This is a genomic window from Clostridium omnivorum (assembly GCF_026012015.1).
GTDB lineage: Bacteria > Bacillota > Clostridia > Clostridiales > Clostridiaceae > Clostridium_AX > Clostridium_AX omnivorum.
In genome coordinates this window covers 2,200,405-2,216,741 of record NZ_BRXR01000001.1, presented here as the reverse complement: position 1 = coordinate 2,216,741, position 16,337 = coordinate 2,200,405, and the positions used below count along the sequence as shown (strand labels likewise).

The window sequence follows — 16,337 nt, the reverse complement described above, 5'->3', positions numbered from 1 at the left end:
TTATATTTTAGTCTAACACTAGTTATATTACAATATATGTAAGTTTGAATTTTCTATTAAGATGGAAAACTCCAATGCTAATAATAAATATACTTTTAATATATTTTGCGTTTCTTTGGAATACTATAAGTAAAACTTTTACTAGGAGGTAGCTATGAAGAAAAATACAAATAAAACTACAATAGATTCAGATAAACTATTATCAACTCCAACAACTACAGGCTCTTTAGGAACCTCTGAATCATCCAATTTAACCATCAGCTCTGATTTAGTTGGTACAGACAGCAAGGATTTATTTATTCATTTTGATGCTCCTAAAAATGTAGAAAGACCTACTCAAACTGTTGATTTAAAGCCTGATAGGTAATTTAAAAATATAAATTAATAGGGTGATGAAAAACTTTTTCAAATGTTTTACAGCACCCTGTATTTTAATCATCTAATAACTTAAATATTAGATAAATCATTTAATTGTATCAATAATCACTTTCCCAAAATCATCTAAAACAATATACTTTCCATTAACTATATCAATATACACAATTCTATAATTATGATTATCCCCAGAAAAATCACCAGAGTACCAATAAGCACCCTCTCTTAAATAAGAGTTTTTCATACAGTATTGAAGCTCAATAGATTGAAAATTGTTCAATAGATTATTTTCTTTTATAATAGATATCGCTTTATCTTTTTCTATGGTATTTTCTAAACTTGCTTTTCCTTCCACACCATAACTAAAAAAGCTCTGTTTGTTCATCCATACTGCTGTCTTTTCCCCTTTTCTATTAGTGCCAATAGCTAAAAATAAAGGTCTTCCAACTGTTGATGGTGTTACAGTATTTATTTCCTTTAAATCAGTTTTTACTAGTACATTTACTCTAATAATAGCAATCTTCATTGGATTACTAAAAAAGATAAGTGCTAATACAATGCCTATTCCAATTAAAAGTAACTTTCTTTTCATTACTCCTCCTCGTAAATGTACAAATAATTTTATAATATATACTTAAACCCAATCCATAAGATTATTCTTATAGTTTTCGTATGGGGAAAAACATATATCCTTGTCCAGTTTCAGGGCAATTAAAATCGTGAACAGCACCTACAAGCTGTATATCATTCTCGCTTAAATATTTTATAACATCAGCAAATGTAGCAGCATTTTCGTTCTTCACATAAATATATTCATAGGATGGGATTGTCCATTTCACCCAACCCTTTGGCGCTTCAGCATCATCTATTACTTCAACACCTGCAAGATAAAGACCTTTTGTAAAATTATCCTCCCAGGGTTTAAAGGAATGAGATAAATCAGACATTGCTCCCCATATTCCAAGAAGATTACCCTTTTCATCTTTTTTTGCTAATTCAGCCACTTCGTTAAAATGAGAATTAGCATCAGCCCACAGCTTTTCAATAAATTCATTACCGTCATTTGTGGAACCTTCTTTCCCTATAACCGAAAAGCACTCCTTTGTACATCTTTGAACTTCCATTCTTCATCCTCCTGTTAAATAAATATTTTGGGATTGCCTATTTTAATAACCATTTATTAATTTGTTTTACTTAATAATGCAGGACTACCCCAAGTTTTCACTCCCACCAGCACGAACTCCCATGCATTGTTATCTGTCTTATTACATGAAATTTTACTCACAAATAAACTCATTTAATATTTTCTCACTTAGCTCTTTTTCTTTACTGTTATAATATTTTGAGTATGAATCCGCAAAGCCATGTAATCCCTCAAATTTATATGCGCTAACCTTCTCTTTTCCTTCTAACACTTGTATTAAAGCATCTATATCAAATTCTTTTTCTCTTAACGGAAAAAATAACACTGTTTTAACCTTAGGTTCTATAGCTATATAATCTCTAATCCTTGATCCATAATAGCCTACTACTCCATTGATTAGCTCTTGTTCTTCGCTACAAAGCCATGCTACCGTTGCGCCAACACTATAACCTATTAAATATACCTTCTCATAATAATTAAAAATACTATGTATGCAATCTAGAACTTTTGACTTAGCTTTATCAAATCCAACTTCATTCATAAAATATGAATATGCTTCATCTGCCTCTTCATAATCAAACGTTCTGTTATTTAGTAAATCAATACAATAAACATCATAACCTTCATCTTCAAATTTCTTACTCATACTTAAAATATGATTATTAATTCCATAAATCTCATGTACTAGTGCAATGGCGATTTTAGATCTATCTTTTGTTTCTTTCACACTATATCAACCTTTCTTTAATTCATAATGAATACCCTGATAGGTTATTACGATTAGAGTCATCGCACTGAAAAAGTTCATAAATCTTTGATAACTCTTATCTTAGGCCTATGAATGTACTTTGGATTCTTCGAAGACTTTAGCCATTGAAATATGAACTAAGCCAAATTTAGAAACTCTATATTTATATTATCCACCACAAGAATTGCCTCTTTTGTTCGCTAGTAATAGCTTTTTATTAATTCTTGTAAATCCAATTCCTTAACAAACTTTAATCTATTATCTCCATCGCCATAAAATTTTGTATTTAGGTCATCAACTAAAAATACTTTTCCATTATCAAAAATAACATCCCAGTATTCACTACTATCAATTCCTAAGCCAGTCCCATCGGTTATTGTTTTACAATTAAGGCTCGATGATAAATAATATGCTATAACTAAATCAACCCTTACCCCATAATGCAAATCAGGAAACGAAATAAACTCCCAAATAACAGGAAACTCACTTTCATTCCTTGTTACTTCATATAAAACTACTGATACATTTTTGCTGGCACAACCGAAATTTAGCTTATTGGAAAACCTCTCCAATTGCGAAATATTACATTCATAGCAATTTGATAAATTAAACTTTTCCTTTAATATATCTATAATAATTTCTGGATTTATTTCTCTCTCAAAACCTACCCAAGCATAGCTCATATTCTCACAACCCCAATAATTTTATTATACAGTTTAGATAAAACTCTATTTTAAAAAGGTCTAGATTTCATTATGACCTGAGAGTAATATTTACTAGAAATATCCTCACTTATTAGATTGTTCATTACACCATATTTAATCTAATTATTTCATCTATTCTCTTTGCAGTCTCCTCTGGACTCATATGTGTATTATCCACCAAGATAATGTTAGGAGTTGTTTTTGCAGCATTATTCTTTAACCATTCATTAAATTGCTCTGAACTCTTAATCCAATTTTCATCTGTCACATTTCTTCCATATTTCATACGTTTAATAAGTTCATTTTTTTCAGCAACGACAGCAATATAGATTATTTCAGAGAAGTACTTCCTAGCATTGCATGCCTCAAACTGTTCAGGCACTGCGCATCCACATAGAACTACAGGCATACCTATTTGAGAGATGTTACTACATACGCGCATCCATAATTCACGATACGCCCTATAGTTATTTTCTGGTGTATTATAGACATCTGACCAAAGCAAATCACTTTCCATCACAATATAATCTTCTTCGTTCTTAAACAAAATTTCATTAGCAGTAGACTTACCAATGCAACTCGCTCCTGTAATTACAAATAATCTATTTCTTTTAGTAGGCTCCATTGCCATCCTCCTTACCCATGTAGTCTGCTTTCATATACTAAATTTTACATTAATACGCTTACCCAATCTGCAAATGTATGATATATACTAGATGCCGCTATGTTTTCAGTTTTAATTAATATATAACCCATCATTAAACTTATTGGTATTAACAATGCTGAACTTATAATTGCATCTTTAGGCGATAGACCCATTGATGCCATTCGTTGAGGAATATGAACTAATGCCATAACTATTGAAGTTAATATCCATCCTTTCCATCTTCCAAGCCATCCCATCAAACGAGTTTGTAAATATCCCCTATACATAAATTCTTCGCAGAATCCCACAACTGAATAGTAAACTAACGCCCATAAAGAGCTTAAAGTTAATTTCTGTCCAATATCTCTTAAACTCTTTGAACTAAATAAAATAACACTTGATATAGTAATTATTGCAAGTATAGCTCCTATTAATATTGAAGCCTTTAAATTATGTTTTGAGATGCCAGTGCTCCCCCATGTTTCCTTTCTGATTTTTTTTGCTATCAGGATAGGTGATAAGAAAATTAACCATACAATTGCTATATTTATGACACTACTTAGGTTATAGTTTTGAGTGTTTGATGTTACTTTTGATGCATTTTGTGATTTAAGTAAAATCATTAATCCAGTAGTCATGCAGCAACTTATTGTTACTGCAGCTATGGCATATAAAGCACTTTTTTTAGAATTTGAAAATTTAAAGCCACAGTACTTTACCTTTAATATTTTTGTTAAAAAATATATTACAACACCTAGTATACAAAAACTTAGCAATGAGCCTCCCAATTCTTTTAAAAAATTAATTCCCCCCATATTTTCTCTCCTTTGATCTAAATAAATATAGATACTATAAATTTCGTTTAGGTTATTATCTTTAAATTCTCCTTAAGAATTACAGTTAACATTCCTAATTTCAAACACCTGCAACAATTAGCCAGGCTTGGCTTAGTGCCGCAGGTGTAGCTTGGCTATCTTTTCAGTCCAAGCTGAATTGATACAGAATAATTTACCATTCCTTTTTCCATAATTCACGATTCATGATCGTTTCAAAGCCTATAGCAGTATAAAATTCTCCGTCACCACCAAAACAATATTTTGCTCCAAGTGCTTTTGTCTTCTTCATAGCTTCAGTGAGCGCTATTGTCGCCAGACCCATATGACGATATTTGGGTACAGTAGCCAATGGCTCAAGATAAGCATACTTATTTTTCTCGTCAAACCACATACCAAGTGTACAAGCATATTCACCATCAGGCGCAACGATAATCGTCATAAGTGACATATCAGCACGGGGAGCATTGCACATTTGCATATTACCATCCAAATCATCATCAGGTGTATCACCATGATCAAAACCTTTCCAAAAACAATCGTGCATTTTTTTGTAATCCACTCCAATACCATTTATTATTGTAAATCCTGATGGCAACTTTCTATCTATAAATGATTTATCATAGTTGAAAATTTTTACAGGAAATCTGTAGTCCATTTCATATCCGTTCTGTTTCAATAGTTTCTGCTTATCTTTTTCTTTATCTGTAATCCATACTTTGAGAATCTTCTTTCCATCTTTTGTTTCAGATAATTCCTTTTCTGCCCATTCAAGCAATTGTGGTAGTAAAAAACTGTAATTAGAATTTGTGACTAAATGGCAATTACTTAAACTAAATTCATAGCAAACAGCACCAACAATATTACTATTATCTTCCCATAATCCTATGCGATGTGCTTTGAATAAATTAAAATATGGAGTAGAATGGTCATACTCAAAATATTGCGGTAACAAATAGCTGTTAAGTGTTTCAAGGTTGTATATATCAGTTAAAAAGCAATGTACTCGTTCAAAATCAGATAATAGTTTATACCTGCGATTTGTAATGTTCATAAAATTATTTCCTCCCAAATAAAAAATTCCATTCCGTTATCGGAAATGGAACAAAAAATCAAAACAACACTATTGGGACATAGCTTTCCGCAAACATAACAATAGAGTAGCTTTAATGAAATAATCCAAATTACCGACAACAACTAAAGCCCTATATATACAGGACTTATAAAAGTTATAATTGTCAAAAGTTCAGATTATTGAATCATTGCGGCACCACCATTCATTGTTACTTTATTATAAATATAACATTTAACCCATAATATTACAAGGCAAAAATATTTACCTCTTTTCTAAAGCACTTTTTAATTCTCTTAAATCTTTAATAGTTTTAAACCCCATAAATTCTCTGCTCTCTTTTGTTCTGTTAATCCACACTCCCATCATTCCAGCTCTTGTACATGAAATCATATCGCTTTCGATATCATCACCAACATAGATACAGTCCTTAATATCAACGTTGGCTCTCTCGCATGCAATTTTAAATATATCAACATTAGGCTTCGCAACTCCAACCTCTCCAGCAGTTATGACGACTTCAAATAAATTATCATTTGATATTTTCCTTAGTTTCATCATCTGTTGCTTATAATCACCATTGCTAATAATACCTATTCTATGTTGTTTAATCATTTCTAGGCAAGGAGCAACATCATCATAAGGCAATAAATTATTTTCATATAAACTAACATAAGCTTTAAACTTTTCTCCTGCCTCTTCATCAGAAATGCTTTTACCAGACAGCGAAAACACGTCCTTAATTCTATCGATGCGTTGTTGCGAAAAAGTTACTTCCCCATGCAAAAATTTTTGGAAATGAGTGTCTGAAATCTTACACCATTCTTCATAAAATAAATTTTTATCAATATCAAAATGCTCTTTATATTTTGAGTAAAATCCCGATACGCCTAAATATTCAGCTCTTTTGTGATCTATCAAGGTACCATCAATATCGAAAAAAATCATTTTTACCTCCGCCAGCTACTTCTCGCATTAACTTTATCAAATATTATACAACCCATACGATATGTTTCTTCTAAGAACTTAATATCGTCCTTGAATATTGTATGCTCTTTTGAAACTTCCATTAGTATGGAATTACTATATCCTTTTCTTTTCAATAGATTACATATTATTTCAAAATCTATAAATCCTTCTCCAGGAACTACGTGATCTACAAATTCTTTTATCCTATCAGATAAATGCACAGCAATTACTCTATCTCCAAATTCCTCTAATAAATTGAAATCTCGCGGCCCATCAACTTGGTCATGTGAAGAATCATAACATAACCCAAATACTTCTCTGTCTAATTTATTTAATGCTCTTTTCACAACTTCTGTTGATGCTTTGGGATGTAAATTTTCTATTGCAAATTTCACATTATATTCTTTTGCAATAGGTTTTAAGTCATCACAAACATTAAGGAGCTTGAATAATTTTTCATCAACCATATTGTCTTCAATATAAAATTGACATGGGTGAACTACTATTGCACTTACTTCTAGTTCCTTCGCTGCACAAGCAAATTTTTTTAACATTCTAACGCTATCATCTATATCTGTTCTACAACCATGTATTGTATCTATAGATAAATCATACTTTTTTAATAAACTCTTTAATTTCTTAACGTCTTCAAATAGTCCTGAATGATTCGTATTTGAACCTAAAGAAATATACTTAAATCCACTCTTAGCTATAATATCAAGTTGTTCCTCAATCGGTATATCATAATTAAAACATGTTGAAATTGAAATATTCTTTTTCAATATATCTCCTCCCAGCTATTAACTTTTATACTTCAGTAAAGCAAGCTAAATTGCAGGTAACTTTCCTTGTTTAAGACGCCGAGAAGCCTAGAACGATTGCACTTAGCTTCGCAGATGGGTTTGAAGTTTCCTAATACAAAGCAAACTTAAACATTATGTTATATGTAGCTTTGCCACCACCCCTTATATGAAGTCTATTCTAAACAACTCAAAATATTTTCGTAACTAAAGATATTCCATATTAAAGTTGTATCATTCCCATATACATCAAAGCATGAAATAATGAAGAAATGTGCAAAGCTTGTAAAAACTTATTCTCCTTAAGATTTGTAATTACCTCATTTAACGGCATTAGTACTACCTTAATTTGTTCCGTTTCATCTAAATGAATATCCTTAGTTAATTTAACATCTAACGCGAGAAAACAATAGGTAAGGTTATTATGATTAGCTGGATTAGCAGATATGGTGCAAGTATGGATAAATTCAGAGCCAGTATAGCCTGTTTCCTCAGCCAACTCTCTTCTAATAGCTTCCTCTGGAGATTTATCTGTTTTCTCCATTCCACCTGATGGTAATTCTAATAGTGTTTTTTCACTTCCGTGGCGATATTGTTGTACCAAAACAACCTCTTTTTGCTTGGTTATGGCTACCACATTTACCCAACTCGGATACTCCAATATATAATATGGAGTAACAATCTTACCATTAGGCATTTTGCATGTATCTGCACGTAAAGAGATCCATCTGTCCTTAACCAGATGTTCAGATTTCATTATTGTCCATTTAAAGTCTTCCATATCAATAACCTCTCAATAAAACATTTATTTTGATACATTTTATTAATTCGACCTTGTTTACAAGTATGTATCAAATAAATAATTTATGATACCTTGATGTACCACTTTATTTATTCAAAACTGCACATAACGTTTCATACTTAAGACCATTCCTTAGCATTAGATAGCACTTATTCTAGGCTCCCAGGTATGCTTTGCAGTCATTTCATACAAAGCGAATTTGAATATTTTGTTAAGCGAAGGATTTTGTGATATTCTTAATCACAATCCGATGTGATTCTATATTTCCCACATACAACGCATTTAAATAAGTACCCTTGTAAGCTTCCATTGTTCACAAGAAACTTTTTCAACTCATCTTTAGTTAATCTATAATTCTTCATAATTTCGTTCAAATCATCTTCAAGTTCATCATTCATATGTTCTATTTCTTTCCATCCTACGTTTCCTATGTATGTGCAAAAATCACCGCAATGACTTAACCAAACTTCCTGTTGCCATCCCATGTATCCTGGTGTTCTATGTACTAACTCGTCAAGGTATTTCGATTTATCTACTTCTTCACAAGATGCTGGATCTTGAAACTCTCCATCATACTTTTTAGCAGCATTTCCATTCTTAATACACCATGGACAAATATTCTCAACTTCTTCAATAGAATAAAATGGGCCCTCATATACATATTCTGTTTTTTCATTACAGACAGGACATCTAGCTGTTCTCTGAACTATTACTCTGTTTCCTATAGGGTCAGAATTATATTTAAATACAGGAAATTCATTTCTATATACTTTTTTTCTGAAGCTTCAAAGCTATTCTTATTAAAATAATCTTCCATTATAGCAGAATAGATTAACATCTCATCTGGAGACATATATGGCTCAAATATCCAACTATCTATACTTATATCTGGAACCTTAAATAAATATTCTTTGTTTCCCCAATTCCAAGCAAAACTACCTTGCCAAAGTTGGCCACAAACTTCACATCTATATAACCTATACTCATTAGAAGACTTTGAAATTAGTTTTAACTTCCTTATAATCTGTTTTGTACATTTTATTCGATCTGATATACTTTCTCGGTTTAACTCTAATTCTTTATAGTTAGAACAATTACACCACATCTCTCTTAACTCTCCCTATTTCTCTAATGTATATATTTAACTTTTCTTTACGCAACTTCTTTCGCTTAATGATTCTTATTCAAGACGTTTGCCAGCTCTACAGGAATTTAGAAACGCTTACATAGCTCTTATGTTAGTTTTCTAAATTCCGGCTCAGTTAGCTGACTGATGTGCTTTACAGTCTTACCATGCAAAGCAGACTTGAACATCTATATTTTCTTAATTTGAAAATATATTTGTTGTTTCTCTCAAATTATATTCTTCAGGTAAATGTTGTGTATTCAAAAATCTCTCAAAAATATATACAGCATCCTTACTTGTTAAGGCCTCATTCTTTTTAACGGTTATATATCCTCCACTATATCTAACTGATATATTTTCATCTTCTATTGGTTGTCTTGATAACACATAATGACTAAAGCTCTTAGAAGTATATTTTCTATACTCAATAGTAAGCTTACTTTTGGCACCTGCACATTGAACATAACTTTCATCATCTGCTGTAAGTATGCAAAATGATTTCCCATTTGGTATCATTTGATTTATGAAATTAACAATAGTATCTTTATCTACATTTTCTTCTCGTCTAACAAAACCATCTGCTTCAAATTCAAAAATCATTTTTTCCCCCAGTATCTCTCACTCTATATTAAATGTATTTCTAATATCTTTATCCAAAGTAAGGTCTGAACTACCATTGACATTGTGCTTAACGTTCCTAATTCCCGACACCAGGAAACTTAGAAAGCTCTTTTCTTAGTTTGGCAGGTGTAGCTTGGCTATCTTTTCAAGCCAAGCTGGACGGAAATTTTTTGTTATCTGTAGTTTTTGCAACTACACTTTATATGCCACTAGTCTAAACAGTCTTCGATAGGCTCATAATTTAAGAAGGTTGCGAACTATTTAATATGTTATTTGTGTTGTTCGCTAGTCATAAACCATATATATTCCTGTTCAACATTATCAAAACTTGGCAGTCTATCAAATTCAAAATACTTATAAAAGTTCTCAAATTCTCTTGCTGCAGCCTCAAATTCTACCCAATAAATGTTATTACTCTCAAATAACCCGATATGTCCAAAACCATCTTCTGAATGAAGGTTAATATGAATTTGGTGAGCATAAGTAGGTTCAAGGATTTCGTCTATAATCAAGCCGTGTTCTTTCCATAACTCTCTTTTTCGTTTTATCCAATTTTTCAAATTCTCAAATATTATATCCATATAAAATACCTCATTAAAAAATATATTAACATTTTCGATATCTACCATTGTGTCACAAAAAATAAACCTAACTAAATCATGCGTTTACTTATTAAGCCATTTAGAAAAATGCTTAACGACACCAATCATTTGTTTTTTTATATATTTATCATTGATTACATCGTCATTTAATACCTTTTGAAAAGCAAAATAAATACCTCCATACCATTCAGTAGCAGGGAAGCAATGACACCCACCGATAATATCTTTAAAATTATCTAAATACTGTACACCAACAATCCCATACACGGTATCTACTAATTCCTCTAGTTCTTTTAGTTCCATGTTAATCTCCCAAAATTAATAATCTATAGCTCATCATATTCTATAATTGCGTCCAACAAATAATATTAAAAACCTCTGAGCTATTACTCTGTTTTTCAAAAATTACAGATAACGTTTCTTGTTCAAGACGTCCGCCAGCTTTACAGGAATTTTGAAAGGCTTACATAGCTCTTATGTTAGTCTTTGAAAATTTCGGCTCGGTTAGCTGGCGGGTGTGCCTTGCAGTCTTCTTATGCAAGGCGGACTTGAACATTTTGTTATATGATGTTTTAAATCTAGCGAAAGCTCTAGCGGAAGACTGTCCTTAATCTTTTGAATTTAGTGACCTTGAAAATTTTCCATTAAGGAGAATAGCATTATAAAAAATATCGCTATTGTCATCAACTGTTTCGGGATAGTATCTATCAAGAAAAGCTTCTGTACCCATATCTTTAGTAACTCTTAATTGTCGCCAGTATACCTCTGTTCCAGAGTCTAGTGATTCATTACCAATTAGATAGCAATGAACAGCCTCAACAAATTTCATGCTAACTGTTTCCCCATATGGATTGGTGTATTCCATTTCCATACTGCTTGCCTTTTTTTCAGCTATTTTATAAGCATGATCAAATGATTGAGCCCTGACAATTATAATCGACTCCTCAAAATTTCTATAAATATTCGTATAATTCCTATCTATTATCTCTGGCTCTGGTTCGCCCGAAATAATACTTTCAAATATTAGTTTTACACTATACCATTCCCATTTTGACTTCCTATAACTCTTCATTGTCTATCCCCTCTTTTAATTGTGTCTAAATTAAGTATCCAAATTGTAAAATCTACGACTTTTATTTTTAGTTGATTGTCCTAAATATAAACTGTTGTGCGTACACATAATTTTTTGATTTAAAATATCATATAACTACGGTATTACCGACATTTCGTACAAGCTGTTATCATTATATTAACCTCATCTTTTATTTTCATTATACTGTAAAATAATTTAAATTACACCATTATATTGAATCAAAAGTATTTCAAAGCATTAAAAAAACGCATTAATTCTATTAAGAATTTAAAGCGTTTATAGATACTCTAAGCTAAATATAAAATTATATTACACTAATTCTTCAAATTGAAACTTATAGATAAGTAAGAGGTAAGAGCTTAGAGCTTAGAAGTAATAGTTGTGGTGAAAATTCAGCCTTGCTGAATTTTTTCATAAACTCTTACTTTTTACCTATTAGTTTTTACCTAAATAACAAATTACTTATTACTTATTCACAAATTTGATTGTCATTTAAATAACGTTTTTCCTACTTGTTCTTCTGTATATACTTTACATAAATATGGTATAATTTTAAAGTACAATATAGTTGATTGTGGGCTACTTGTGTCACTCAACCCTTTTAGAAGGGAGGTGATACATATGAGTAACGACGTTTTGATATTACTATTTCAAGGTGGTTTATTCTTATTAGCACTATTAACATTAATAGTGTTACTTATAGAAAAAATCTCAAAAAAATAGTAGCCCCGTGTGCAAATGGATAGCTACTATTTTTAAGTATTAAATTTAATAGTGATACCAGCTGCCTAAGCAACTAGAATTGTATACTATAGGGTGCTCGAACACCCTATTTTTATTTTCTGCATTTCTTACTTATATTATATCAAATTTTTATAAAAAATAAACATATACAATTTTTTATTTCACTAAATAACTTATTTTCACAAGCTCTTCTAAATGAGCAACGTCTCCATGAAGCAGGATTTTTGCACCTTCCTCTGTTATCTCAACAAGACTAAGACTTGTATCATATATATATGGCGGTTCCCACAATTTTTCAATATCTCTTCCTTCAAAATAAGCCATTATGGACTTAAGCGTTATTGTATGAGTAACAATCAGTACATTATCATCAGTACCCTTATGCTTCTCAACTATCTCTTTAACAACCTTAACAGCTCTTTCTTGAACATCATGAAAGGTTTCAACATTATCACGCTTATAAAGATGTGGTTTTTTCCAAAAGTTACCATATTCTTCAGCATAGTTTTGCTTAATATCTTCCACTACCTGGCCTTCCCAATCACCTACACCTATCTCTCTTAAATTGTCATCAAGTATTATGGGAATGTCTTTATCTCCTCTTACAAGTTCTGCAGTTCTTACAGCCCTTTGTACAGAGCTTGAATAAATTTCAGAAAAATTAACATCCTTTAAATGCTTTCCTAGTGCTTTGGCATTACTAATTCCAAGTTCAGTCAGCGGTGAGTCCTTCCATCCCTGCATTCTTCTTTCAAGATTCCATTCAGTTTGTCCGTGCCTAGTTAAATATAATCTCATACTGTAAGTTGCCTCCAATCACTACATATATACAAATAGCATTCAATTTTACATACTTATTATTCTCCCAAATTTGTATTACTCATTATAATAGAATCTATTTTCAATAACTGAAAATGTTGTCCTTACGTACGCTTCTACTTTTTCATTTCCGATTACCTTATTAACTTTATCAAGTATAATATTAATTCCTTCTAAATCATTAAAAGGCTGCCTATCTACTTTTTTAGCTATTGACAAGCTCTTTATATCTTCCTCAAAGTCCCTTAAGATAATATCTTCACCTTTTTCTGTTATATAAAGATAAAGTGAATTCTTTAAGACAGACTTTTCTTTATAGATAAATTCCTTTGAATACAGATTCTTAACTATTACATTAGCTGTAGATGGAGACCAAAATCCAATCTCACTGAGCTGTATAGATGTAAGTCCAGGAAATGCTTTAATTATCCAAAGCGCTCTAGATTGAGGATAAGTTAAGTCCAGCTTCATAAGGTATTGTCTATGTTCGCCCTCTATATCTAATATAAACGCTCTTAAAAGATTATAAAACTTTACAATCTTTTTAATATTTTCTTTTTCTTCTATATCAAAACCCTCATAGTCAATATTTAGCTCATCCATATTTACAAGCTGAATGTAGGATAATAATATTTTATTATTATCACATATGAAAATTTTTTCAAAATAATTTACTAGTCTATCTATATCTTCTTTGGAAATCTTATGTGCTATTTTGAAAAGAAGAAATTCATCTCCCTTTTTCATCTTATTTAAGTTAATAAACCTATTTCCTTCTTCTGTTACAATTAATTTATAAAGTCTCTTATCATCATGGATTTCTTCCACTATTAATCCTTTAGCCATAAGAGTTTTCAGCATTTTTGTAACTGTAGGAGAAGACCAGCACCCTATTTTTGCTATTTCACCTAGAGATATACCCGGAAAGCATTTTGTAATCCATAGTATTCTAAGCTGAGGAAGGGTAATTCCTGACTTTTCTATTTTATTGCAATATTCACTATCAAGCTTTAAAAAAACATATCTAGCAAGATTATATAAAGCATATATTTTCCATGATCTTTCTCTTGTTCTCATATTCTTTCCCCTCATCATCAAATAATATCCTAATTTTAACACAATAGATTGATAAAAATCAAACAAATAGGCATATTATGTCACATTCTCCCTTAAGTTGCTATATTATGTGCTTCCTATGTTAAGAAATTAACTTTTACCAAACCGTTGTAAAATGTCGTAATTTGTGTTATTATTTTTAAGAACTAATATTCGAATACTAAATGTTAATAGATTTTTATATAAGGAGGAATCTACTTTGTTCGTTCCAAAACTGTTTACCTGTCTAAAAAACTACTCAAAAGAGCAATTTTTTAAGGACATAGCTGCAGGAATTATTGTAGCTATAATTGCCTTTCCGCTGTCAATAGCTCTAGCAATCGCCTCAGGAGTTTCACCTGAAAAGGGCCTTCATACCGCTGTGATAGGAGGTTTCATAATATCCTTTCTTGGGGGAAGCAGAGTTCAAATTGGGGGACCAACCGGAGCATTTATAATAATAGTGTTTGGCATAATTGAAGCTCACGGTCTTCAAGGACTTATCATAGCAACTCTAATTGCAGGTATCTTCCTAATTATCATGGGACTTTTAAAAATAGGGAGCATGATAAAATATATACCGTACCCTATAACTTCAGGCTTTACCTCAGGTATAGCTATAACAATCTTTTCAACTCAAATTACTGACTTCTTTGGTCTAAAAATCAGCAAAGTACCTTCAGAATTTTTACCAAAATGGATTTCATATTTTAATCACATGAATACTATCAATTATACAAATCTTATGGTGGGCTTATTTTCCCTTGGCATAATACTTCTTTGGCCTAAGGTTAATAAAAAAATCCCTGGAACTCTAATTGCAATAATTGCAGCAACAGTTATAACTTCAGTTTTCAAGCTTCCAATTGATACTATTGGAAGTAGATTTGGAAGTATTTCAGGCTCTCTTCCTAAATTGACTGTACCTAATATGGACATGAATATGATTAGAAGCCTTATATTTCCTGGAATAACCATTGCTGTACTGGCTGCTGTAGAGTCCTTACTTTCCGCAGTAGTTGCAGATGGAATGGTAGGAGGCAAACACCGTTCTAATATGGAACTTGTTGCTCAAGGTGCAGCGAATATTTGCTCTGCACTTTTCGGAGGCATTCCAGTCACAGGTGCAATAGCAAGAACAGCTGCCAACATAAAAAATGGTGGTAGAACTCCTGTAGCAGGAATAGTTCATTCTGTAGTGCTTCTATTTATAATGATTATATTTTTACCTTATATGAAGCTTGTACCTATGACAACCTTGGCTGCAATACTAATAATGGTTTCCTACAACATGGGCGAGTGGGAGGTCTTCGGAAGATTACGCAGAGCACCTAAAAGTGATGCTGTAGTTTTTCTAGTTACCTTTTCTCTAACCATTTTCTTCGACCTTGTAACTGCTATCGGCGTAGGTATTGTGCTTGCTTCCTTCTTGTTTATGAAGAGAATGTCTGATGTTGCAGAGGTTAAATATATTTTAGACAGTAACGAGGACGTAGATGCAAATGAATTCCTAGCAGAAATAAAAACTCCTGAACATATATCTCTCTATGAAATTAGTGGTCCTTTCTTCTTTGGTGCTGCAGATAAGTTTGTAAATGTTATGAGAGAAATGAATTTTTCTGTTAAAGTTCTTATAATAAAGATGAATAATGTTCCTGCTATGGATGCAACTGCGTTTCATTCATTGGAAACACTGTATGATTTATGTAAGAAGCGTAATACAAAACTAATTTTAATGGGTCTTCCAGATCAACCTTATAATATGCTTAAAAAATATGGTTTTATCGACATTATTGGAAAAGAAAATATATGTAGAACTATAAACAAGTCTATAAAGAGAGCCAATTATATTCTTGAGCATGTTGATACTGATGAAGCGCTTGAAGAAGTAGGCTAAATATTTATTATTAAATTATAAATGGAGTTCATCAACGCTGATGAACTCCATTTTTTTACAATATACGAAAACATCTATGCATAATCATCATTATTCATCAAATAGTTCGTATTTTAACAAACTATTTTTGATTTTTTATGTATAATATTCGTAAAAATTCTTGATTTTATGACAAACTTCTGCTATTATTTATATTGTTAGATGTATTTTAATTTTGAAAGAGCTATCACAATAATTGTTGGATTAT

At 31.4% G+C, this 16,337-nt stretch carries 21 protein-coding genes; 3 read left to right on the top strand and 18 right to left on the bottom strand.

Annotated features, from left to right (window positions below):
- Positions 1–154 precede the first annotated feature (154 nt).
- Positions 155–367, top strand: coding sequence for a hypothetical protein (locus tag bsdE14_RS10605; RefSeq protein WP_264849900.1), 213 nt, complete (start codon positions 155–157; stop codon positions 365–367).
- Positions 368–463: 96 nt separating this feature from the next.
- Here bsdE14_RS10605 and bsdE14_RS10600 read toward each other — a convergent pair whose 3' ends face one another.
- The 16 genes from bsdE14_RS10600 to bsdE14_RS10525 form a co-directional block, all read right to left on the bottom strand.
- Complete coding sequence (locus tag bsdE14_RS10600) at positions 464–967, bottom strand: hypothetical protein (protein WP_264849899.1); 504 nt, start codon at positions 965–967, stop codon at positions 464–466.
- A gap of 67 nt (positions 968–1,034) precedes the next feature.
- On the bottom strand, positions 1,035–1,499 hold the full coding sequence (locus bsdE14_RS10595; protein WP_264849898.1) for a GyrI-like domain-containing protein: 465 nt from the start codon (positions 1,497–1,499) through the stop codon (positions 1,035–1,037).
- Between the two features lie 153 nt (positions 1,500–1,652).
- Complete coding sequence (locus bsdE14_RS10590) at positions 1,653–2,246, bottom strand: dienelactone hydrolase family protein (protein WP_264849897.1); 594 nt, start codon at positions 2,244–2,246, stop codon at positions 1,653–1,655.
- A 221-nt stretch (positions 2,247–2,467) separates the two neighbouring features.
- A complete protein-coding gene (locus tag bsdE14_RS10585; protein ID WP_264849896.1) occupies positions 2,468–2,950 on the bottom strand; it encodes a hypothetical protein in 483 nt (160 codons plus the stop codon).
- A 124-nt stretch (positions 2,951–3,074) separates the two neighbouring features.
- Positions 3,075–3,596, bottom strand: coding sequence for an AAA family ATPase (locus bsdE14_RS10580; RefSeq protein ID WP_264849894.1), 522 nt, complete (start codon positions 3,594–3,596; stop codon positions 3,075–3,077).
- Positions 3,597–3,640: 44 nt separating this feature from the next.
- Positions 3,641–4,432, bottom strand: coding sequence for a CPBP family intramembrane glutamic endopeptidase (locus bsdE14_RS10575; RefSeq protein ID WP_264849892.1), 792 nt, complete (start codon positions 4,430–4,432; stop codon positions 3,641–3,643).
- 193 nt (positions 4,433–4,625) lie between these two features.
- Positions 4,626–5,504, bottom strand: coding sequence for a GNAT family N-acetyltransferase (locus bsdE14_RS10570; protein ID WP_264849891.1), 879 nt, complete (start codon positions 5,502–5,504; stop codon positions 4,626–4,628).
- Between the two features lie 282 nt (positions 5,505–5,786).
- Complete coding sequence (locus bsdE14_RS10565) at positions 5,787–6,470, bottom strand: HAD family hydrolase (protein ID WP_264849890.1); 684 nt, start codon at positions 6,468–6,470, stop codon at positions 5,787–5,789.
- 2 nt (positions 6,471–6,472) lie between these two features.
- Positions 6,473–7,273, bottom strand: a complete 801-nt coding sequence (locus tag bsdE14_RS10560; RefSeq protein ID WP_264849889.1) for a sugar phosphate isomerase/epimerase family protein — start codon at positions 7,271–7,273, stop codon at positions 6,473–6,475.
- Between the two features lie 241 nt (positions 7,274–7,514).
- Positions 7,515–8,072 carry an NUDIX hydrolase gene (locus bsdE14_RS10555; protein ID WP_264849888.1) on the bottom strand — a complete coding sequence of 186 codons (558 nt, stop codon included), beginning with the start codon at positions 8,070–8,072 and terminating at the stop codon, positions 7,515–7,517.
- Between the two features lie 257 nt (positions 8,073–8,329).
- A complete protein-coding gene (locus bsdE14_RS10550; RefSeq protein WP_264852257.1) occupies positions 8,330–8,803 on the bottom strand; it encodes a CbrC family protein in 474 nt (157 codons plus the stop codon).
- An 11-nt stretch (positions 8,804–8,814) separates the two neighbouring features.
- A complete protein-coding gene (locus tag bsdE14_RS10545; RefSeq protein ID WP_264849887.1) occupies positions 8,815–9,198 on the bottom strand; it encodes a hypothetical protein in 384 nt (127 codons plus the stop codon).
- A gap of 219 nt (positions 9,199–9,417) precedes the next feature.
- Entirely contained in the window at positions 9,418–9,819 is a 402-nt protein-coding gene (locus tag bsdE14_RS10540) for a hypothetical protein (protein WP_264849886.1), read from the bottom strand.
- Between the two features lie 290 nt (positions 9,820–10,109).
- Complete coding sequence (locus bsdE14_RS10535; protein ID WP_264849884.1) at positions 10,110–10,421, bottom strand: hypothetical protein; 312 nt, start codon at positions 10,419–10,421, stop codon at positions 10,110–10,112.
- A gap of 84 nt (positions 10,422–10,505) precedes the next feature.
- Positions 10,506–10,745: a hypothetical protein gene (locus bsdE14_RS10530; protein WP_264849883.1), complete on the bottom strand. Its 240-nt coding sequence runs from the start codon at positions 10,743–10,745 to the stop codon at positions 10,506–10,508.
- 304 nt (positions 10,746–11,049) lie between these two features.
- Complete coding sequence (locus bsdE14_RS10525; RefSeq protein ID WP_264849882.1) at positions 11,050–11,514, bottom strand: DUF4288 domain-containing protein; 465 nt, start codon at positions 11,512–11,514, stop codon at positions 11,050–11,052.
- A gap of 642 nt (positions 11,515–12,156) precedes the next feature.
- Here bsdE14_RS10525 and bsdE14_RS10520 point away from each other — a divergent pair.
- On the top strand, positions 12,157–12,258 hold the full coding sequence (locus bsdE14_RS10520; protein WP_264849880.1) for a putative holin-like toxin: 102 nt from the start codon (positions 12,157–12,159) through the stop codon (positions 12,256–12,258).
- A 177-nt stretch (positions 12,259–12,435) separates the two neighbouring features.
- Here the strand turns inward: bsdE14_RS10520 and bsdE14_RS10515 are convergent, their stop codons facing one another.
- Positions 12,436–13,077, bottom strand: coding sequence for a histidine phosphatase family protein (locus tag bsdE14_RS10515; RefSeq protein WP_264849879.1), 642 nt, complete (start codon positions 13,075–13,077; stop codon positions 12,436–12,438).
- A 78-nt stretch (positions 13,078–13,155) separates the two neighbouring features.
- Positions 13,156–14,175: a MarR family transcriptional regulator gene (locus bsdE14_RS10510; protein WP_264849877.1), complete on the bottom strand. Its 1,020-nt coding sequence runs from the start codon at positions 14,173–14,175 to the stop codon at positions 13,156–13,158.
- Positions 14,176–14,413: 238 nt separating this feature from the next.
- Here bsdE14_RS10510 and bsdE14_RS10505 point away from each other — a divergent pair, with 238 nt between their 5' ends.
- Positions 14,414–16,090, top strand: a complete 1,677-nt coding sequence (locus bsdE14_RS10505) for a SulP family inorganic anion transporter (RefSeq protein ID WP_264849876.1) — start codon at positions 14,414–14,416, stop codon at positions 16,088–16,090.
- Positions 16,091–16,337: the final 247 nt, after the last annotated feature.

Bases quoted from the DNA above. Each gene is read 5' to 3' on its own strand.
- bsdE14_RS10605 (WP_264849900.1), top strand. From the start codon at position 155: ATGAAGAAAAATACAAATAAAACTACAATAGATTCAGATAAACTATTA.
- bsdE14_RS10600 (WP_264849899.1), bottom strand. From the start codon at position 967: ATGAAAAGAAAGTTACTTTTAATTGGAATAGGCATTGTATTAGCACTT.
- bsdE14_RS10595 (WP_264849898.1), bottom strand. From the start codon at position 1,499: ATGGAAGTTCAAAGATGTACAAAGGAGTGCTTTTCGGTTATAGGGAAA.
- bsdE14_RS10585 (WP_264849896.1), bottom strand. From the start codon at position 2,950: ATGAGCTATGCTTGGGTAGGTTTTGAGAGAGAAATAAATCCAGAAATT.
- bsdE14_RS10580 (WP_264849894.1), bottom strand. From the start codon at position 3,596: ATGGAGCCTACTAAAAGAAATAGATTATTTGTAATTACAGGAGCGAGT.
- bsdE14_RS10575 (WP_264849892.1), bottom strand. From the start codon at position 4,432: ATGGGGGGAATTAATTTTTTAAAAGAATTGGGAGGCTCATTGCTAAGT.
- bsdE14_RS10570 (WP_264849891.1), bottom strand. From the start codon at position 5,504: ATGAACATTACAAATCGCAGGTATAAACTATTATCTGATTTTGAACGA.
- bsdE14_RS10565 (WP_264849890.1), bottom strand. From the start codon at position 6,470: ATGATTTTTTTCGATATTGATGGTACCTTGATAGATCACAAAAGAGCT.
- bsdE14_RS10555 (WP_264849888.1), bottom strand. From the start codon at position 8,072: ATGGAAGACTTTAAATGGACAATAATGAAATCTGAACATCTGGTTAAG.
- bsdE14_RS10545 (WP_264849887.1), bottom strand. From the start codon at position 9,198: ATGTGGTGTAATTGTTCTAACTATAAAGAATTAGAGTTAAACCGAGAA.
- bsdE14_RS10540 (WP_264849886.1), bottom strand. From the start codon at position 9,819: ATGATTTTTGAATTTGAAGCAGATGGTTTTGTTAGACGAGAAGAAAAT.
- bsdE14_RS10535 (WP_264849884.1), bottom strand. From the start codon at position 10,421: ATGGATATAATATTTGAGAATTTGAAAAATTGGATAAAACGAAAAAGA.
- bsdE14_RS10530 (WP_264849883.1), bottom strand. From the start codon at position 10,745: ATGGAACTAAAAGAACTAGAGGAATTAGTAGATACCGTGTATGGGATT.
- bsdE14_RS10525 (WP_264849882.1), bottom strand. From the start codon at position 11,514: ATGAAGAGTTATAGGAAGTCAAAATGGGAATGGTATAGTGTAAAACTA.
- bsdE14_RS10520 (WP_264849880.1), top strand. From the start codon at position 12,157: ATGAGTAACGACGTTTTGATATTACTATTTCAAGGTGGTTTATTCTTA.
- bsdE14_RS10515 (WP_264849879.1), bottom strand. From the start codon at position 13,077: ATGAGATTATATTTAACTAGGCACGGACAAACTGAATGGAATCTTGAA.
- bsdE14_RS10510 (WP_264849877.1), bottom strand. From the start codon at position 14,175: ATGAGAACAAGAGAAAGATCATGGAAAATATATGCTTTATATAATCTT.